This is a genomic window from Beutenbergia cavernae DSM 12333, from assembly GCF_000023105.1.
Taxonomy (GTDB): Bacteria; Actinomycetota; Actinomycetes; order Actinomycetales; family Beutenbergiaceae; genus Beutenbergia; species Beutenbergia cavernae.
Map to the genome: position 1 here is coordinate 2,968,742 of NC_012669.1, position 18,444 is coordinate 2,987,185.

21 protein-coding genes and 2 tRNA genes are annotated in these 18,444 nt (G+C 72.9%); 8 read left to right on the forward strand and 15 right to left on the reverse strand.

The features are described 5' to 3' along the window. Position 1 precedes the first annotated feature (1 nt). The gene (locus tag BCAV_RS13455; RefSeq protein ID WP_015883155.1) at positions 2-694 is read left to right on the forward strand and encodes an ABC transporter permease; all 693 of its coding nucleotides are present in this window, start codon (positions 2-4) and stop codon (positions 692-694) included. Between the two features lie 130 nt (positions 695-824). Then, complete coding sequence (locus BCAV_RS13460) at positions 825-1,835, forward strand: glycine betaine ABC transporter substrate-binding protein (RefSeq protein ID WP_015883156.1); 1,011 nt, start codon at positions 825-827, stop codon at positions 1,833-1,835. Positions 1,836-1,890: 55 nt separating this feature from the next. Here BCAV_RS13460 and BCAV_RS13465 read toward each other — a convergent pair. Further along, a tRNA-Lys gene (locus BCAV_RS13465) sits at positions 1,891-1,966 on the reverse strand. Between the two features lie 171 nt (positions 1,967-2,137). Here BCAV_RS13465 and BCAV_RS13470 point away from each other — a divergent pair. Beyond that, positions 2,138-2,614: a peroxiredoxin gene (locus BCAV_RS13470; RefSeq protein WP_015883157.1), complete on the forward strand. Its 477-nt coding sequence runs from the start codon at positions 2,138-2,140 to the stop codon at positions 2,612-2,614. Positions 2,615-2,656: 42 nt separating this feature from the next. Further along, on the forward strand, positions 2,657-3,061 hold the full coding sequence (locus tag BCAV_RS13475; RefSeq protein WP_015883158.1) for a RidA family protein: 405 nt from the start codon (positions 2,657-2,659) through the stop codon (positions 3,059-3,061). A gap of 1 nt (position 3,062) precedes the next feature. Here the strand turns inward: BCAV_RS13475 and BCAV_RS13480 are convergent, their stop codons facing one another. From BCAV_RS13480 to BCAV_RS13505, 6 genes are all read right to left on the reverse strand, one after another. Then, positions 3,063-3,944, reverse strand: coding sequence for a MurR/RpiR family transcriptional regulator (locus BCAV_RS13480; RefSeq protein WP_015883159.1), 882 nt, complete (start codon positions 3,942-3,944; stop codon positions 3,063-3,065). A 4-nt stretch (positions 3,945-3,948) separates the two neighbouring features. Further along, positions 3,949-4,842, reverse strand: a complete 894-nt coding sequence (phnE, locus tag BCAV_RS13485) for a phosphonate ABC transporter, permease protein PhnE (RefSeq protein ID WP_015883160.1) — start codon at positions 4,840-4,842, stop codon at positions 3,949-3,951. Beyond that, positions 4,839-5,657, reverse strand: a complete 819-nt coding sequence (gene phnE, locus BCAV_RS13490) for a phosphonate ABC transporter, permease protein PhnE (protein ID WP_043347235.1) — start codon at positions 5,655-5,657, stop codon at positions 4,839-4,841. The genes phnE (BCAV_RS13485) and phnE (BCAV_RS13490) overlap by 4 nt, the downstream gene beginning before the upstream one ends. Then, positions 5,654-6,436 carry a phosphonate ABC transporter ATP-binding protein gene (gene phnC, locus BCAV_RS13495; protein WP_015883162.1) on the reverse strand — a complete coding sequence of 261 codons (783 nt, stop codon included), beginning with the start codon at positions 6,434-6,436 and terminating at the stop codon, positions 5,654-5,656. Before phnC ends, phnE (BCAV_RS13490) begins: the two co-directional genes overlap by 4 nt. A 19-nt stretch (positions 6,437-6,455) precedes the next feature. Beyond that, positions 6,456-7,463: a phosphate/phosphite/phosphonate ABC transporter substrate-binding protein gene (locus tag BCAV_RS13500; protein ID WP_015883163.1), complete on the reverse strand. Its 1,008-nt coding sequence runs from the start codon at positions 7,461-7,463 to the stop codon at positions 6,456-6,458. Positions 7,464-7,556: 93 nt separating this feature from the next. After that, complete coding sequence (locus tag BCAV_RS13505; RefSeq protein WP_015883164.1) at positions 7,557-8,321, reverse strand: HAD family hydrolase; 765 nt, start codon at positions 8,319-8,321, stop codon at positions 7,557-7,559. A gap of 153 nt (positions 8,322-8,474) precedes the next feature. Here BCAV_RS13505 and BCAV_RS13510 point away from each other — a divergent pair. Then, positions 8,475-8,556, forward strand: a tRNA-Leu gene (locus tag BCAV_RS13510). A gap of 34 nt (positions 8,557-8,590) precedes the next feature. On the opposite strand, the gene BCAV_RS13515 is transcribed toward BCAV_RS13510, so the two are convergent. The 4 genes from BCAV_RS13515 to BCAV_RS13530 all read right to left on the reverse strand — a co-directional run bounded on the left by BCAV_RS13515 (position 8,591) and on the right by BCAV_RS13530 (position 11,572). Continuing rightward, on the reverse strand, positions 8,591-8,920 hold the full coding sequence (locus BCAV_RS13515; RefSeq protein ID WP_043347238.1) for a hypothetical protein: 330 nt from the start codon (positions 8,918-8,920) through the stop codon (positions 8,591-8,593). A gap of 122 nt (positions 8,921-9,042) precedes the next feature. Further along, the gene (locus tag BCAV_RS13520) at positions 9,043-9,732 is read right to left on the reverse strand and encodes a VIT1/CCC1 transporter family protein (RefSeq protein WP_187292819.1); all 690 of its coding nucleotides are present in this window, start codon (positions 9,730-9,732) and stop codon (positions 9,043-9,045) included. A 38-nt stretch (positions 9,733-9,770) separates the two neighbouring features. Continuing rightward, complete coding sequence (locus BCAV_RS13525; RefSeq protein ID WP_015883167.1) at positions 9,771-10,604, reverse strand: DUF72 domain-containing protein; 834 nt, start codon at positions 10,602-10,604, stop codon at positions 9,771-9,773. A gap of 53 nt (positions 10,605-10,657) precedes the next feature. Continuing rightward, positions 10,658-11,572, reverse strand: coding sequence for an NmrA family NAD(P)-binding protein (locus tag BCAV_RS13530; protein WP_015883168.1), 915 nt, complete (start codon positions 11,570-11,572; stop codon positions 10,658-10,660). A gap of 82 nt (positions 11,573-11,654) precedes the next feature. Here BCAV_RS13530 and BCAV_RS13535 point away from each other — a divergent pair, with 82 nt between their 5' ends. Then, positions 11,655-12,458 carry an NAD(P)H-binding protein gene (locus tag BCAV_RS13535; RefSeq protein ID WP_015883169.1) on the forward strand — a complete coding sequence of 268 codons (804 nt, stop codon included), beginning with the start codon at positions 11,655-11,657 and terminating at the stop codon, positions 12,456-12,458. Between the two features lie 33 nt (positions 12,459-12,491). Then, a complete protein-coding gene (locus BCAV_RS13540; RefSeq protein ID WP_015883170.1) occupies positions 12,492-13,274 on the forward strand; it encodes a deoxyribonuclease IV in 783 nt (260 codons plus the stop codon). Here BCAV_RS13540 and BCAV_RS13545 read toward each other — a convergent pair. Next, positions 13,250-14,182, reverse strand: coding sequence for an alpha/beta fold hydrolase (locus BCAV_RS13545; RefSeq protein ID WP_015883171.1), 933 nt, complete (start codon positions 14,180-14,182; stop codon positions 13,250-13,252). The genes BCAV_RS13540 and BCAV_RS13545 overlap by 25 nt on opposite strands. 126 nt (positions 14,183-14,308) lie before the next feature. Here BCAV_RS13545 and BCAV_RS13550 point away from each other — a divergent pair, with 126 nt between their 5' ends. After that, on the forward strand, positions 14,309-14,917 hold the full coding sequence (locus BCAV_RS13550) for a TetR/AcrR family transcriptional regulator (RefSeq protein ID WP_015883172.1): 609 nt from the start codon (positions 14,309-14,311) through the stop codon (positions 14,915-14,917). 73 nt (positions 14,918-14,990) lie between these two features. Here the strand turns inward: BCAV_RS13550 and BCAV_RS13555 are convergent, their stop codons facing one another. The 3 genes from BCAV_RS13555 to BCAV_RS13565 all read right to left on the reverse strand — a co-directional run bounded on the left by BCAV_RS13555 (position 14,991) and on the right by BCAV_RS13565 (position 18,438). Next, positions 14,991-16,343 carry an FAD-binding oxidoreductase gene (locus BCAV_RS13555; protein WP_187292820.1) on the reverse strand — a complete coding sequence of 451 codons (1,353 nt, stop codon included), beginning with the start codon at positions 16,341-16,343 and terminating at the stop codon, positions 14,991-14,993. An 89-nt stretch (positions 16,344-16,432) separates the two neighbouring features. Beyond that, complete coding sequence (locus BCAV_RS13560) at positions 16,433-17,104, reverse strand: response regulator (RefSeq protein WP_015883174.1); 672 nt, start codon at positions 17,102-17,104, stop codon at positions 16,433-16,435. Next, complete coding sequence (locus BCAV_RS13565) at positions 17,101-18,438, reverse strand: sensor histidine kinase (protein ID WP_015883175.1); 1,338 nt, start codon at positions 18,436-18,438, stop codon at positions 17,101-17,103. Before BCAV_RS13565 ends, BCAV_RS13560 begins: the two co-directional genes overlap by 4 nt. Between the last annotated feature and the right edge of the window lie 6 nt (positions 18,439-18,444).

Genomic DNA, 18,444 nt, shown 5'->3' on the forward strand with positions numbered 1-18,444 from the left:
CATGAACCCCGCCGAGGTGGCACGCGACGCCGTCACGTGGCTCAACGACCCCGTGAACTGGACGGGACCGCAGGGCGTCCTCGCCCTCACGGGTGTCCACCTGCAGATGACGCTCATCGCCGTGCTCGCGGCGGCGGCGATCGCGCTCCCCCTCGGTACGTGGCTGGGGCATACCGGCCGGGGCGGCGGCGTCGTCGTCGCCTTCTCGAACGTCACCCGGGCGATGCCGACGTACGCGCTGCTCATCCTGTTCTCGATGAGCCCGATCGGGCGCGGCAACCCCGCGACGGTCATCGCCGTCGCCATCTTCGCGATCCCCCCGATGCTCTCGAACGCGTACGTCGGGGTGCGGGGCGCCGACGCCGACGCGAAGGACGCCGCGCGTGGGGTCGGCATGTCCCCGGCGAGCGTGCTGGGCCGGGTCGAGCTGCCGCTCGCGGTCCCCCTCATCGCGGCCGGCGCCCGGACGTCCGCCGTCCAGACCATCGCGACCATCCCGATCGCCGCGCTCGCCGGCGGCCAGAACCTCGGCACGCTCATCACGACCGGCTTCGCGACGCAGAACTACGGCAAGGCGATCGCCGGCGCGATCCTCGTGATCGGGCTGTGCCTGGTGTGCGAGGCCGTGCTCGCCGTGGCCCAGCGCGTTCTCACGCCGCCCCCGCTGCGCCTCGCGGAGGCGGCCGCCGCATGAGACACACCCGTCCTCGGACTTGCCCCACGTCCGTTCGTACGTTCGAATGGATCCCGCCGTTCACGCGGCGGCGGCTCGGCCGCCAACCGGCACCGGCCCAGAACACCATCACCGACGAAGCGAGAGCACCATGCGCCTGACAGCACGTCGACTTCTCACCGCGAGCGTGGGCGCGCTCGCGATCGCGGCCCTGGCCGCCTGCGGCCAGCCCGGGTCGTCCGGCGACGGAGCGACGGACGGCGAGACGTCCGCCGCCAGCGAGACCGACCTGGAGGCGTGCGAGGGCATCGCCGACCAGGCCCTGGTCGTGCTCGAGGACGACCAGGGCCTCCAGACGGCCGACAACATCGTCCCGGCGATCCACGCGGACTCTGCGGAGCCGGCCCTGGTCGCCGCACTCGACGCAGTCTCTGCCGCGCTCGACACGGAGCAGCTCATCGAGCTGAACAAGGCCGTCGACATCGACCGCCAGACGTCCGCTCAGGCGGCCGAGGCCTGGTGGGACGCGTCGGGTGTCGAGATCACCGACACGTCGGGATCGGGCGACATCGTCGTCGGCAGCGCGAACTTCTCCGAGAACATCACGCTGGGCGAGATCTACCGGATCGCGCTCACCGAGGCCGGCTACTCGGCGACCACGCAGGACGCGGGCAACCGGGAGATCTACCTGCCGTCGCTCCAGTCCGGCGATCTGACGGTCGTGCCGGAGTACCTCGGAACGCTGACCACGTTCCTGGTGGGCCAGGCGGACGACCCGGGCGACCTCGCCGCGAGCAGCGACGTCGACGCCACGTACGAGGCGCTCAGCACGCTCGGGGAGGAAGCCGGCCTGGCCTTCGGGCAGCCGTCCGCGGCCGCCGACCAGAACGCGTTCGCTGTGACCCAGGCGTTCGCCGACGAGCACGGCGTCGCCACGCTCAGCGAGCTCGCCGAGGTGTGTGGTGATCTGGCGCTGGGCGGTCCCCCGGAGTGCCCGGAGCGGCCCTTCTGCCAGCCGGGTCTCGAGGAGACGTACGGCCTGCAGATCGGCGAGTTCACGTCGCTCGACGCCGGTGGTCCGCTGACGAAGAGCGCGCTGCAGGACGGGTCGATCGCCCTCGGCCTCGTGTTCTCCTCCGACGCGGCGCTCGCCACCGAGTGATCCGTCGGTGACGCACGAGAGCCCCGCACCGGATCCGGTGCGGGGCTCTCGTTGCTGGTACACCCCCTGGGACTCGAACCCAGAACCCACTGATTAAGAGTCAGTTGCTCTGCCAATTGAGCTAGAGGTGCGCGCCTGGAGTGACCTCCGGCGACTGGAAACTCTAGCACCGCGCCCGGCCGCTGAGCGAACCAGGAGCGTCGTCGTGACGGTGGTCCCCGTCACTGGAGCGGCTGGCCCGTCGGATGCTCGAGGAGTGCTCGATAGGCTGGCCACCCGCCTCGTTCATGAAGGAGCCCGCCATGCCCAAGCTCGCCGTCGGCGACGTCGCCCCCGACTTCACGCTCCCGGCCGCCGGCGGCGGTGACGTGTCCCTCGCGAGCCTGCGCGCGGACGCCGAGAAGGGCGTCATCGTGTACTTCTACCCCGCGGCGGGCACCCCGGGCTGCACGACGCAGGCGTGCGACTTCCGCGACTCGCTCGCCTCGCTGCAGGGGGCGGGCTACGCCGTCGTCGGCCTCTCCCCCGATACCGTGGGGGCCCTCGAGAAGTTCGCCGACGCCGAGTCGCTCACGTTCGCGCTCGGGTCCGACCCCGGCCACGCCGTGCTCGAGGCCTACGGCGCCTGGGGCGAGAAGACCCTCTACGGCAAGACCGTCGTCGGGGTCATCCGCTCCACGATCGTCGTCGCCCCGGACGGGACCGTGTCGCTCGCCCAGTACAACGTGAAGGCGACCGGCCACGTGGCGAAGCTGCGCCGCGACCTCGGGATCGACTGACCCGGACGGCGGGTGTCCGGGTTGCGCCCTAGCGTGGCCACCATGGACGAGATCACACTGCTGCGGCCTCCCGGGCTCGTCGCGAGCCCCGCATTCAGCCACGTCGCGGTCGTGCCCCCGGGCGCGACCACCATCCTCGTCGGCGGCCAGAACGCCGTCGACGCCGAGGGCGCCCTCGTCGGGGGCGACGACGTCGCGGCCCAGGTGACCCGGGTGATGGAGAACCTCGTCGTCGCGCTCGAGGCCGCCGACGTCGGCCTGGCGGACGTCGTCAGCATGACGATCCTGTTCCTGGACGGCGTCGACCTCGACGCCGCCTACGGCGCAGCCATGCCGTTCCTCGGGTCCCTCACCGAACCGCCGCTGGTGACCGGAGCGCGCGTCGCGGGGCTCGGAGTACCCGGCGCTCTGGTCGAGGTGTCGGCCGTGGCGGCCGTCGTGCGCTGAGTCACGGTGGGTCCTGGACCAGCGCCTCGCCGATCACCTCGAGCAGCCTGGCCTGCGCGTCCTGCGCACCCGCCGGGTCCCGGCGGCGCACTGCACCGACGAGCGCGTTGAGGAGCATCCCCTGCGGGATGCGGGTCGTCGTCGTGATCTCGTCACGGAACGACGTCGCACCCATCCCCGCGACGAGGGTCACGCTCGCGAGCTCGCCCAGCGGCGAGCCCGTGAACGCGGTCAGAGCCACGATCTCGGCGCCGGCACTCCGGGCGGCCCGTGCCGCCTGCAGCGTCGGCGTCGTGCTCCCGGTGCCGCTCACCACCAGGCACACGTCCTGCGGGCGGAGCAGCCGCGCCTTCACCGACTGGCTGACGTAGTCCGCCGGCGCCTCCGCCGACCTGCCGATGGCGTTGAGCCGCATCGCCGCCTCGGCGGCCAGCGTCGAGGAGAGCCCGTTCCCGATCACAAGGGTGGTCGCGGCGCCGGCGAGCAGGTCGACGGCGCGGCGCACGTCGTCGGCGGCAAGGAGCGCCAGCATGCCGTCGACGGCGCGCGCCACGTCGTGGAAGTACGCACGGACGATCTCGATCGGCTCCTCCGGCTCCCCCGACGTCCTCGTCCACGCACCGGACAGGCCGACGTCGCGCGCCAGGAGCACCCTCAGCTGGGGGTAGCCGGCGAACCCGAGCCGCTGCGCCGTCCGGACGACAGTCGCTCGGGACACCCCCGCGGCGTCGGCGACATCCTGCGCGGATGCCTCGATCGTCCACTCCGGGCGGTCGAGCACGACGTGCGCGACGCGCTGCTCGCCCGGGTGGAGCTCGCCCGTGTGGGCACGGATCCGCGCGAGCACGGTCCCGGCGGCGGGCGGGAGCGAGGGCAGCGTCATGGCGTCACCCCAGCAGTGCTGCCGTGTCGACCTCGGCACGCTGGTGCCCAGAGCCTGCGATGATGCGGTGGCGCACCCACGCCGAGATCTGGTCCACGAGGATCGTCACGAGGATGATCACGACGAGCGTGACGCCGATCCGGTCCCACTCCCGCTTGTCGAAGAGCTGCTTGAGGATCGAGCCGATGCCACCCGCCCCGACGGCACCCAGGATCGCGCCCGCCCGGATGTTGATCTCGAAGCGGTACAGCCAGAACGCGAGGATCTCCGGCATCGCCTGCGGGATCACTCCCCAGGCGAGCACCTGCGCCTTCCGCGCGCCGGTCGCGCTCACCGCCTCGACCGGTCGGGAGTCGATCGCCTCGATGGCCTCGCTCGACAGCTTGCCGAGCGTCCCGATGGACCCGATTCCGAGGGCGAGCGCACCCGCGAGGGGACCGAGCCCGAAGATCGGCATCATCACGACGATGGCCAGGATCAGCTCCGGGATCGCGCGGATCACGTTGAGCACCATCCGTGTCACGAACACGACGGGCGCCGGCGCGATCGTCCGCGCGGCGAGGAACGCCAGCGGGAACGAGAGCACGGCGCCGATGAGCGTGCCCATCCAGGCCATCTGCAGCGACTCGAGCATGTACTCGAAGGCGGAGGTCCACTGGAACGACGCCGGTTCGACCGTCGGGTTCGTGAAGATCCCCTGCGACATGAGGCGCAGGTAGTTCCCGAGGACGCCCGGCGCCTCGAGCAGCCGCGACCACTGGGCGTCGAGCGTGACGGCGCAGACGACGACGATCGCCCCGGAGACCAGCAGCCCGATCGTGCGTGGCAGCTTGCTCGGCGGCGTCGGCCGTTCGGAGCGCACGCCCGGCGTGCTGGGCGCCGTCGTGCGCGCGCTCATATCAGCCTCCGGCGGAGCCACCGCGAGAGCTGGTCGAGAACGAACACGACGAGCACGAAGACGTAGATGATGCCCGCCACGTTCTCGAACTGGAACCGGCTCGTCTGCACGATGATGACCGTGCCGATCCCGCCGGCCCCGACCGCCCCGAGGACGAGGGAGGCCCGGATGTTGAGCTCGAACACGTAGAAGCAGTACGAGAGGAAGTTCGGCATGACCTGCGGGACGACCGCCGTCGTCGCCCGCTGCACCGGGTCGGCGCCGACGGCCCGCGCGGCCTCGACAGGGCCGGGGTCGACGGCGTCGATGCTCTCCGCGGTGAGCTTCGCCGCCACCCCGATGTTGAACGCCACGAGCGCCAGCAGACCCGCGAGCGGTCCGACGCCCACGACGGCGACGGCGAGCAGCGCCCACGCGACATCGGGGAGCGACCGCTGCACCGCGAGGACGATCTTCACCGTCCGGTACACCCACGGCGATGCGGTCACCTGGCTCGCGAGCAGCGCGAGGACGAGCGCGATCGCGCAGCCCACCGTGGCTGCGAGCACGGCGACCTGCAGCGTCTCGGCCCAGGCCGGCCAGCTCGCCCAGACGAACGCCCAGTCCGGGTGCAGGAACCGCCGCAGCACGTCCACGCCCCGGTCGTAGTTGGCGAGCAGCGGCTCGAGCGTGAACTCGACACCGCGCGCCGACCAGAGCGTGAGGGCGGCGACGACGACGACAGCCGCGTACGTCGTCCAGCGCGGGCGGGGCTTGCGCGGGCGCACCGACCCGGATCCTGCCGCGTGGGCGAGGCTCGGGGTCGAGGTCGTCACAGGATGGGTCCGACGTCGACGGTGGACACGTCCTCCGCGGTGAGCGAGCGACCGTAGATCTGCTCGAACACGGCGTCGTCGGCATCGGCCGCGACGCCGTCGAACACGACCTTCCCGGCGCGCATGCCGATGATGCGGTCGGCGTACGCCTTCGCCAGGTCGAGGAAGTGCAGGTTGACGATCGTCGTGATGCCCAGCTCGCGCTGCACGCGCCGCAGGTCGCGCATGACGGCGTTCGCCGTCGGCGGGTCGAGCGAGGCGACCGGCTCGTCGGCGAGCACGACGTCGGGCTGCTGCGCCAGCACACGGGCGATCGCCACCCGCTGCTGCTGCCCTCCGGAGAGCTGCGACGCGCGCACGTACGCCTTCTCCACGATGCCGACCCGTTCGAGTGCCTCGAACGCGATCTCGCGGTTCGCGGCGCCGTATGCCCCGACCAGGGTCGCGAGCGTGCTGGTGCGGGCGAGCCTGCCCATGAGGACGTTCTTCAGCACGCTCACCCGGGTGACCAGGTTGAACGACTGGAAGATCATCCCGACCCGGGCACGCAGGCGGCGCAGCTCACGCTTCGAGGCGGAGTCGACGCGCTGCCCGTTGACCTCGAGCTCGCCGGAGGTCACGGGCACGAGCCCGTTCACGGCACGCACCAGGGTCGACTTGCCCGCGCCCGAGAGGCCCACGACGACGACGAACTGTCCGTCGGGTATCTCGAGCGTGACGCCGTCGAGCCCCTTGGTGCCGGTCGGGTACACGACGCTCACGTCGCGGAAGGTGATCACGTCCCCGCCGCCCCTCGCCTCACTCCTCGCCGAAGTTCGCCGCGACCTGACGTGCGGCGTCGAGCGCCTCCAGGTCGGCCGGGACGAGCCCTTCGATGCTGTACACGGCGTCGAGCACGGCGAGGCCCTCGTCCGTCTCGGCGATCGCGAGGAACGCGTCGGCGATCTGCTGCTGCGCCTCCTCGGACAGCTCCCCCGAGACCGCGACGCCGTCGTTCGGGATCTCCGGGGAGGACGCGAACACGGTCACGGCGGTGCCGATCTCGGGGTCCTCCTCGATCAGGTCGGTGCGCGCGTCGTTGAAGGACACCCCGACGGGGGCGTCGCCACGTGCCACGTTCTGCACGGAGTTCGGGTGCCCGCCGGCGAAGACCGTGTTGATGTCGTTGACCGGGTCGATGCCCTGGACCTCGCCGAGCTGCGTGGCCGGGTAGTAGTAGCCCGACGCCGATGCCGCGTCGACGAACGAGATCGGTGCGCCCTCGGGGACGAGCGCGAGCGCGTCCTCCCCGGTCGGCCCCTCGCTCGCCTCGGCGCCGTTGCAGAACGCGTACTCGCTGCCCTCGTCGTCGGGCACCGTGATGGCCTCGTCCAGGCAGTACGTCCCCGGGTCGTTCGTGAACCACTGCGTGTGGTACGTCGAGCTGCCGAACCGGACGGACTGGAGGATCGCGACGGCGTCCGACTGGTCGACGGCGTTGACGAGCGCGATCGGGCCGAACATGCCGATGTCCGCCTGGCCGGTGCCCATCGCGACGACGAGCGCGGTGAAGTCCGTCGTGACCTCCGCCTCGACCTCGACGCCGAGCTCGTCGCTCAGCATCGCCGCGAGCTCGCTCGCGTCCTCCGTGAGGGCGTCCACCTCGACCGACGGGACCAGGCCGAGCACGAGGGTGTCGGGCAGGTCGCCGCCGCCGCCCTCGGCGTCGCCGCCGGTGGCGTCGTCGTCACCTCCCCCGCTGCCGCACGCGGCCAGGACGAGTGCGGTGGCGGCAGCCAGCGCCGCGGCGCTCAGGGATCGCTTCATGCTGGGAGTCCTCTTCTCGTGCGTGGGCGGGGCGTCGTCGCCACCGCGCAACGGCGTTGCACCGGCGCGCGTGGCATGAACGCGCGTTGCACGCTACTCCCGCCCGCTGCCCTGCGGCACCCGTTCCGGTGACGCCGCGGTAAACACTTCGGCCCCACCGGCCGTCGCCCATGCGAGCAGCGGCTCGTACAGCTCGACGAACGTGGGTGCGCGCCATGTCGCCGGGCCGGGGACGCGGGCGAAGCGGTCGATGTGCGCGGCACGGGCGCCGCGTGCGACGGCCGGAGCGATGTCGTTGGCGTAGACGTCGCCGACGCTCGCCAGGAGCTCGGGCTCGTCCTCCGCGCCGGCCTCCTCCAGCAGCGCGTCGAGCACGGCCGGCATGCGGACCGGCTTCCCGGCGTCCGGCACGATCGCATCGAGCCGGCGGGCGACGTCGTGGGCCGCGAGCCAGCGTTCCGCCCCGAGCAGCGGCGCGTTGGTCACGAGCACCACGCGGGTGCCGGCGGAACGGACCTCGTCGAGGAACCCGGTGAACCCGTCCGGGGTGTGCATCTCCCCCTCGCCGACGTCCACGCGGGCGCGGCTCGCCCGGTAGCTCGCTCGCAGGTCGTCGCGCTCCAGCCCGGCGAGCCCGCCGAGGACATGGATCGCCTGGTACCCGTCCTCGACGGCGAACGGTGCGGCGTCGGCCCCCTCCACGCTCAGCACACCGGTGCTGAGGAAGCCGGCGAGGCCGACCGTGAGGTCGACGCCGGCGCGCCGGCTCGCCTCCTCGGCGTACAGGTAGACCGGGTCGTCGCCGAGGCAGACGGTTCCGTCGAAATCGAGCACGAGCGTGAGGCGTGGTTCCGGCACGGCACCAACGCTACGGCGTCCGGCGGCGTCGGCGTTGCGGCGTCCTACGGCGTCGGCGTTGCGGCGTCCTACGGAACTGACCCACCTGGCGGGTCAGTGCCGTAGGCGCCGCGAACAGCCGAGGCCCCTGCCGGGCCGTAGGCTGGCCCGCGAGCGCGAGTGGCGTAACTGGCAGCCGCGCAGGATTTAGGTTCCTGTGCCTTCGGGCGTGTGGGTTCGAGTCCCACCTCGCGCACCGCCCGACCGGCGTGGGCGGCCCCTCAGCCGCGTCAGGCGTCGTCGCCCGCGGACGCCGGTTGCAGCGTGGCCGTCCCGTCGCCGACGACGATGCGCTGGTCCGGGCACACCGGCCCGGGGAGCACGACGTCGGGTCCGGACGCGAACGTGACCGTGACGTCACCCGGCGTGCAGCCGTAGTCGAGGAGGAGGACTCCGCCGTCCGCGGTGACAGTGGTCTCCTCGTCTCCGGTCGAGACGACGACGTCGCCTGGACCGTTGTTCTGGATCGCGAGGTCGCCGGGGTCGCTGCATGCCGTCGAGATCACGGCCAGCAGGGCGCCGATGACGCTGCCTGTGGCGCGTCGCGTCGCGCGGTTCATCGCACTCACCCGCCCTGCGGTCGACCGGATTCCCCGACGATAGGTGGACGGCAGCCGCTCGGCCACGGGCTTCACCAAGCCTCCGGCACATGCGCACAGCGTCCTCCGCATCCGCTGCTACGTCACGATCCGATGAGAGTTCCGACAGCCCAGGTGGCGAGCATCGTCCCGGCGCCGATCGCGACGGTGCGGGCCACCGCCCGCGGGACGCTCGAGTCGGCGGTCCGTGCCGCGATCGTCGCCGTGATCGTGAGCGCGACCACGACCACCACGAACGTCATCGGGACGCGCGCGGACGGCGGCGCGAGCTCCATCACGGCGAGAGGGATCAGCGCCCCGAGCCCGAAGGCGAGGGCGCCGGCGAATCCGGACCGCCACGCGGGCACCTCCTCCTCCGCGAGGTCGAGGCCGTGCTCCGCCTCCAGCTGCGCCGCCAGCGCGTCATGCGCCGTGAGCTCCGTGGCGACCTCGCGGGCGAGCCGAGGCGAGAGCCCCTTCCGCTCGTAGATCGCGGTGAGCTCGGCCAGCTCCTCGTCGGGCGCCTCGGCGAGCCGACGGCGCTCGTCCTCCACCAGCGCGTCCTCGGCGTCCTCCTCGACCGCCGCCTCCGCGTACGCGGCCCCACCCGCCGCGGCACCGCCGGCGAGCGCGATCGCGAGCCCGGCCACGAGCAGCGTCTCGTCGCCCCCGCCCGCACCGGCGATGCCCTCGACGACCCCCGCCGCCGCGATGATCCCGTCGTTCGCCTCGATGAGACGAGCACGCAACCACCAGCGCCGGGTCGGTGACTCCACGCCGTCGTCAGCCGCCATGCGGCGCATCCTGCCGCCTCCGGGGTCGGCCCGCCCGCTCAGGGCGAGCGGTCCGCCTGATCACCACCGAGCAGGGCGATGAGCGCCTGGGCGTCGTGAGGCGCCCGGACCTTCGCGTCGTTGTCGAAGTAGACGACGACGTCGCCCCGCCCGGCCCAGTCGCTCACCTTCGCGGCCCAACGCCGCAACGCCTCGTCGTCGTACCCGCTGGCGTACAGCTCGTCCGCACCGTGCAGTCGGACGTAGGCGAAGTCCGTGGTCAGGTGCTCGAACGCCGGCCACGCCGTCCCGCCGTCGGACACGACAGACGCGACGCCCGCCTCGCCCAGGATCGCCGCGAACTCCGGATCGGCGAAGGAGGCGTGGCGTGCCTCGATCGCGTGGCGGAGCGGGCGGTCCTCCTCGACCTCGGTCCAGGCCTCGGCCTTGAGCTTGTCGTCGTGCTCGCCGGCGAGGCGAGCGGCCTCGGCCGTCGTGCGCGGCAGCTCGGCACAGAACGCCGCGATCCGCTCCGCGTCGAACGCGAAGTTCGGCGGCAGCTGCCACAGGATCGGCCCGAGCTTCGGTCCGAGAGCCAGCACGCCAGACGCGAAGAAGTTCGCCAGCGAGGCGCGCGGGTCCTGCAGCCGCTTCAGGTGCGTGATGTAGCGGCCGCCCTTGACCGAGAACACGAAGTCGTCAGGCACCTCGGCGCGCCACGTCTGGAAGCTCGACGGCCGTTGCAACGAGTAGAACGTGCCGTTGATCTCGATGGACGTGAGGTGCTGTGCCGCGTACTCCAGCTCACGCCGTTGCGGGAGGCGGGGCGGGTAGAACGTGCCGCGCCACGCCGGGTAGCGCCACCCCGAGATCCCCACGCGCACCTGGCCCATCGCCCGAGACTAGGGCGCCAGGTCGGACGTGGCGGGCTTCTCCGTTCCGCGCGTCAGGAGCCTGTGCCGCGCAGGTGCGCCCACGCCGCCGGGTTCTCGCCGAGCCAGGCCACGAACGACTGCGCGGGCCGGCCTGCGAGGGTCTCGACGGCGTCGCTCACCACCCCCAGCTCGCCGGCGGCGATCGCCGTGTAGGACGAGACCCACCCGTCGACCTCGACCTGCGGGGCGGCGTACCCGGCCCGAGACGCGTACGCCTCGTCGACCGTCTCCGCGTGGTACGTGATCCGGCGACCCGCGGCGCTGGAGAGTGCCTCCGCGACCTCCGCCATGGTGAGCGGGGCGGGACCTGTGACGTCGTAGGCGCGGCCGTCGTGGCGGCCCGGGTCCGCGGCGAGCAGCACCGCCGTCGCGACGTCCGCGACGTCGTCGTGCGCGACCGACGCGACCCGGCCCTCGCCCGCGGGTCCGCGGATGACGCCGTCGTCCCCCACCATCCTCGCCAACCCGAGGTGATACAGGTTGTCGCGCAGGAACGTGTGCCGGAGACCGGAGGCCCGGATCGCCTCCTCCGTAGCGGCGTGGTCGCGCGCGAACGTGAACACCGCGTCCGAGGCCGCGCCGACGAACGACGTGTACACGATCCGTTCGACACCCGCGGCCACGGCGGCGGCGATCGCTGCCCGGTGGGTGGTGACGCGGTCGGCCTCCTCGCGCGCCGAGACCAGGAACACGGTGCCGACTCCACGGAACGCCGCTTCCATCCCCGCCTGGTCGCGGAAGCCGGCGGCGACGGCGACCTCGGCTCCCGGGATCGGCTCGCCGGCCGACGACGGCGCCCGCGCCGCGTCCCGTACGACGAGCCGCTGCGCAGCGCCCTCCGAGGCGAGCCGGAGAGCAACCCTCCGGCCCAGCTCACCGCTCGCCCCGGTGACGGCGACGGGCCGGGACGGCACAGCGATGGTCATGGCGTCACCGTAGACCTCAGCACGTTCCCGTATGCTGTACGGTTAATCGGCTCGACTGTCCCGACACGGAGGTGTGCCCGCCATGACCATCCTCGTCACCGGCGCTACCGGAACCGTCGGACGCCTCGTCGTCGACGCGCTCCTGGACCGCGGCGCCACCGACGTCCGGGCGCTCACGATCGACCCCGTCCGAGCGGCCCTGCCGGCGGGCGTCGACGTCGCGATCGGGTCGGTGCTGCGGCCGGAGACGCTGCGGGGGGCCTTCGACGGCGTCAGGTCGTTCTATCTCGCACCGCACCCGCCGACGACCGCTGCCGTGATGGCGGTGGCCGTGTCCGCCGGGGTCGAGCGCGTGGTCGACCTGGCCGGCGCGGAGGGCACGGGCTGGGAGACGATCGAGCCACCGGTCGAGGAGAGCGGTCTGGGGTGGACGCATCTCGAGCCGGGCGAGTTCATGGAGAACGCGACGATCTGGGCCGAGCAGATCCGCGAGCGGCGCGAGGTGCGGGACGCCTTTCCGTCCGCGGCGAACGCACCGATCGCGATGGCCGACGTCGCGGACGCCGCCGCCGCGTGCCTGCTCGACGAGACCCACGCCGGCCGCCGCTACACCCTCACCGGGCCCGAGACCCTGACGAGCGTCGAGAAGGTACGCGTGCTCGGCGACGCGATCGGCGCTCCCGTCACGTTTGTCGAGGTCCCCCGGGCGGACGCGATCGCTCAGCTCGAGGCGTCGATGGGCGAGTACGCCGAGTGGTACGTCGACGGCTACGCGGCGCTGGTCGAGCACCCGCAGGCGGCCGTGCCCGCGCTCTCCGAGGTGCTGGGCCGTCCGGCGACGACGTTCGCGCAGTGGGCGCGTGCGAACGCCGCCGCGTTCACCTGACCCGCTGTCGGCGCCGCGCCGTAGGTTGGGGCCATGCAGATCGGAGCGCACGTCGACCAGAGCGACCCCGTCACCCAGGCCCGAGCGATCGGGGCTGACATCGTGCAGATCTTCCTCGGGGATCCGCAGTCGTGGAAGGTCACCGGCCCGGACTACCCGGGTGGCGCGGAGGCCCTGCGCGCCGCGACCGAGGAGGCGGGCATCGACGTCTACGTGCACGCGCCGTACGTCATCAACGTCGCGAGCCCGAACAACCGGATCCGGATCCCGAGCCGCAAGCAGCTCCAGGGCGTCGTCCACGAGGCGGCGAAGGTCGGCGCGAAGGGCGTCGTCGTGCACGGAGGCCACGTCACGGCCGGCACGGATCTCGCCGTCGGCTACGACAACTGGCGCAAGGCGATCGACCAGCTCGACGCTCCGGTGCCGATCTTCATCGAGAACACGGCGGGGGGCGAGCACTCCATGGCCCGTCGCCTCGAGAGCATCGCCCGGCTCTGGGACGCCGTCGGGCAGGCGGACGGAGGCGACGCGGTCGGGTTCTGCCTCGACACGTGCCACGCCTGGGCCGGGGGGATCGATCTCGCCGACGCAGTCGAGCAGGTCCGCGGGATCACCGGTCGCGTGGACCTCGTGCACGCGAACAACTCGCGTGACGCGTTCGACTCCGGGGCGGACCGGCACGCGAACGTCGTCGCCGGGGAGATCCCGCCGGAGGCGATCGCCGGCGTGATCCGCGACGCCGGCACTCCCGCGATCTGCGAGACCCACCGCGACATGGGCCCGGACATCACCTACCTGCGGTCGCAGCTCGGCTGAGTCGGCAGGACGGGGCGGGCGGGCGGCGGGACCTCCTCGACGCGGTCGTGCCGTCCGGCGAAGTCCACGACACGGGCGAGCACCTCGTCCCGGATCTCGCCGAGGACGCCGTGCCCGCGGCCCGGGTACACCTCGACCTCAGCGGTCGGCGCCAGCTCGGCGAGCCGACGCACGGCCCGCGAAGGATCGCTCAGCACGGAGGCGCCACCGTAGATCGCGAGCAGCGGCACGTCGATGCGTCGGATCGCGGAGTCCTTCAGCGGCCGCGCCCAGCCGAGGCCGGTGCGGTAGCCCTGCGCGGCACGGGCGAGCTCGAGCAGCTCGTCCTCCAGCTGGACGCCGGGCGTCAGCCACTCGTGCATCCTGCTCCAGGCGTCCTCGCTCGGGCGGGCGCCGAGGCGCAGCATCCGCGACAGGGCGCTCAGCGGCGTCCGCGCGAACACCCCGTTGGGCTCGACGAGCGACACGCTCGCCACCCGGGCCGGCGCGTGCACGGCGACGAGAGCCGCGTGCCAGGCACCCTGCGACTCACCCACGAGGTGGACGCGATCAGCACCGAGCCCGTCGAGCACCTCCTCGAGCCACCGCGCGATGTCGGCGTCGCCACGCAGCGGGGCCGTCTGCACCGACCGTCCCGCGGCGCCGATCGTGTCCGGCGCGTAGACACGGCGCGCGGCGGCGAGCGTCGGCACGCAGGCGTGCCACGTGGGGCCGGTGCCACCGAAGCCGTGCAGCAGCACGAACGGCGACCCGGCGCCGTCGCCCGACGAGCGCACCCGGGTGGTACCGAACGACGTGGGCACGTCGACGTCCGTGGCCGGCATCGGCCACAGATCCGCGACCGCGTCGTACGCCCGCAGGTAGGCCGCGCGCGCCTCGTCGTCCTTGAACCGTCCGATCCGTGCCATCGGGCCCTCCATCGCCATCTTGATGATACAGTCGTACCATCAATTGTTGGTATGACCGTATCACGAGGGTCGCGTCTCTGAGATTGGGGCATCGACCGGACGAATCAGCGATGCGAGGAGGACGCCGTGCCGCGACTGGCAGACCACGACGAGCGCCGGCACCAGATCACCGACGCCGCACGCAGGGTCGTCGCTCGGGGCGGGCTGCCGGCCGCGACCTTTCAATCGGTGGCCGCCGAGGCTGGGGTCTCCGTGCGCCTCGTGCAGTACTACTTCGGCAGCAAGCGCGAGTTCCTGCTCGCCACTCACCGGGCAGTCGTCATGGACGCAGCGGAACGCTTCGCCGGCCGGCTCGCGGACCTCGGCGAGGGCGCAGCACCCCACGACGTGGTGCGAGGCGTGCTCATGGAGCTGCTCCCCACCGATCCGGCCCGCCGCGAGGACGCGATCGTGCTGGAGGCGTTCCACAACGCGGCGTTGACCGGGTCAGAGGCGAGCGCGGGCGACCTGCTCGGGGCACCGCGCGCCCTCGTCGACCTGGTGGCGGGCCAGGTGCGACGAGCGCGCAGCACGGCGTCCGGGTCGGCAGAGGCGACGGACGCCGAGACGGACGCGTGGATCGTGGTGCTGGCGGCGAGCGGCCTCACCCAGGCGATGCTCATCGACGCCGGCTTCGCGGCGGACGCCGACACCCTCGTCGATCGGATCCTCAACAGGTTCCTGCCCCGGCACTGAGTGCGAGGCAGTGACGGGCGGGCGCCCAACCCCCGCGGTGTGGCGGGCCGCCGCTGCGGCCCGCCACCGCCGCTCAGAGCGGGAAGCCGAAGCGCGCGTCCGGGTCGTGCTCGCGACGCACGCCCGCCAGCCGTTCCCGCACCTCGGGCGCCCACGCGAGGGCCGCCTTCTCGGCCGTGAACGCACCCGAGACGAAGTTGATGTTCGTCTCGGGAGCCCGCCATCCGGCGAGGGACGCGGCCACGGCATCCGCTCGCTCGGCCATCGCGTCATGGCGCGTCGGGTCAGGTCCGATGTGGGCCACCGAGAACGGCGCCGAGCGGCCACCGACGGCGCTCCCGCCGGCGACATCACCAGCCCACGCCGCCCCGAACGCGCGAATCTCCGTGACCACGAACGGCGTGTCGGTCCCTGGCCCGACGAGCTCGAGCAGCCGCGAGGCGGCGTCCTGGCCGAACGCCGTGAGCCCGCCGCCGCGGATCCAGGCGGGTCCAGGATCCTCGGGGTCGTTGTGGATGGAGCCGACCGCGGACGCCGGCATCTCGCCCACGAGGTCGAGGTGCAGGGGTGCCGCGGCGCGAAGGGGAGCGAGTGCCGCGGCGCCGTCCTCCTCCGAGCCGGGGTACCCGACCCGCACCGCGAGCACCGTTCGCCCACGCAACGGCTCCGGGACGAACGGCAGCGGCGGGAGCGCCATGTTCGCCACCGACGTCGACATATCGGCGGGCTTGTGCTCCAGCCAGTCGACCCACGCCGTCAGGGCGGCCTCGATGTGGGGGGCGTCGAAGAACAGCACGCCGCCGTAGAGCCGCGCGAGCGGCACGAGCTCGACGTCCATGCTGACCACGACGCCGAACGGCCCCTTGCCACCGCGCAGGGCCCAGAACAGGTCGGGATGCGTGGACGCGTCGACATCGACCACCGAGCCGTCGGCCAGGACGACCCGGAAGGCGCGCGCGTAGTCCGACGCGGCTCCGTGACTCGCGCTCAACGGGCCGAGCCCGCCACCGGCCACCAGACCGACGGTGCCCACATGGCCGGACGCGCCGGCGATGGGGAGCAGCCCGTGCGGCGCGCCGGCCGCGATCACGTCCGCCCATCGCGTGCCCGCGCCGACGCGCGCGATGCGGGTGGCGGGATCGACGCTCACGCCGCCGAGGCCGCCGGTGGAGACGAGCAGGCCACCGGTGAGGTCCGCATGGATCCCGTGGCCGGTGGCCACGACACGGATCGGCAGGTCCTGGGCGGCGGCGAAGCGGACCGCCGCGACGACGTCGCCCTCCGCGGCCGGCTCGACGACCACGTCCGGGTCCACCGAGAAGAGGGTGTTCTGGATCGGGAAGGATCCGGCGAGCCCCGCGTCGCCACGCTCGTGCACCGCCCCGATCGTGCGGTCGGTCAGTTCCTGCACTCCCTGTGAGGTCATGCGCATGACGTTACGGGCACCGTCCGACACGGCACCATCGTCACTCGACGTATATCCGTCGACGTCGGGTCGGGTCGGGTCGGGTCGCGTCAGCGGCCCTCGGCGTCCGGACGGCGGGAGGCGTGCGCCAGGATCGCGAGCTGGACCCGGTTCACCAGGCCGAGCTTCGTCAGCGCGCTCGACAGGTGGGTCTTGACGCTCGACGTCGAGAGGTAGAGCCGGGCGGCGATCTCACCGTTCGAGAGCCCGTCGGCGACGGCGTCGGCCACGTCGCGCTCGCGCTCGGTCAGCGCCGCGAGCGACCGGCGCGCCGCAGCGCCGGCCTCGGGCTCGGAGTCGGCCGCCGTCGCGACGTCGATGAGGCTCCGCGTGACGGCGGGCGAGAGGACCGCCTCCCCGGCGGCCACGCGGCGCACCGCCTCGACGATCTCGGCCGGCGGGGTGTCCTTGAGGACGTATCCCGCGGCGCCCGCGCGCAGCGCGTCGACGACCGTACGGTCGGCCCCGAACGTCGTGAGGACGAGCACTGCGGGCGTCGCACCGGGGCGATCCACCAGTGCGCGAGTCGCGGCGATGCCGTCCAGGACGGGCATCCGGATGTCCATGAGCACGACGTCGGGCGCCCAGCGAGCCACGGCGTCGACGACCTCCGCCCCGTCCCCCACCTCACCGACGACGTCGAGATCGCCGGCGGACTCCAGCATCAGGCGCAGGCCGGCGCGCACGAGAGGGTCGTCGTCGACCAGGAGCACACGCGTCACGGCTCCCACGGTATCCGTGCGTCGAGGCGGAACTGTCCGCCGTCGATCCCGTGCGTCACGGTTCCGCGGTCGCCATCGCGTCCGACGTGCAGCCGGACCCGCTCGCCCAGGCCGTGCAGCCCGGTGCGGGCCCCCGGCAGCTCGCTGGACGTCACGCCGATCGGCACGGGGTTGGCGACGGCGACGACGGCGAGTCCTCGCTCCACCTGGATCCGCACGTGCACCTCGGCCCCCGGCGCGTGCTTCCGCGCGTTCGTGAGCCCTTCCTGCACGACGCGGTACACGGTCCGCTGGACGCCGTCCGGGATGGCCTCACCGACGCCGATCGGCCGGAGGGCGTCATCGGCGCCGTCCCCCGGCACGTCCAGCGTGAACCGGACCCGCTGACCGGCCGACTCCGACTCCTGCACGAGGCGCGGGAGACCAGCGAGCGTCGGCGCGGGAGGCGCCGCGCCGTCGTCGTCCTCGCCTGAGCCGCGCAGCACCTGCAGGACGCCGCGCAGCTCCTCGAGCGCCAGGTGGGCGTTGCTGCGCACCACACCGACCGATCGCTCCAGGTCCGCCGGCGTGAGCGGCGGCGCTCCCGCGGCCGCCACCTGGTTCACGCGGTACTCGAGCGCGCCCGCGTGCACGGCGAGCAGCGACAGCCGGTGGGCGAGGACGTCGTGCATCTCGCGGGCGATGCGCTCCCGTTCGGCGTCCCTGGCGCGTTCCAGCCGGAGCCCTTCCTCACGCCGCGCCGCATCCGCACGCTCGCGCAGCACGAGGAGGACCTGACGCCGCGCCCGGACCGCGAGCCCGGCGATCATCACGACGAGCAGGAGGAGCGCGACGAGGACGACCCACGTGACAGCGGAGCCGACCTCGGCCGGGAAGTACGTCGTGAGGTACGGGAGCCCGAGCGCCAGGGCCAGCGCGGTGACGGGCAGCGACCAGCGCCAGCCGCGGTGCAGCGCCAGCGAGAAGAGGCACACGAGGGAGGCGCCGGTCGCGCTGTTGGAGAACGAGCCGACGACGGCGGCCATGAGCCCGAGTGCGACGGGGAACCGGCGTCGCCACCACATGGCCACGCACATGAGCGCGCCGGCCATGAGGTCCACGCGGAACAACCAGGCGGGGATGTCGAAGCCGCTGAGGAGCGCTCGCGTCTCGGCGAGCCAGATCCCGACGGCTACCACGAAGAACACCGAGTCGACGATCCAGTCGCGCGTCGTGCGGGGCGCCGCGCGCCGCGGGTCGAGGAGCGACGGCTCGTCGACGGCGCGGGCCAGCTCGCCGGGGAGCGCCCACGACTCCACGGCGCCCGGCGAGGAGCGCCCGGCCGACGTCGTCATCCCCCG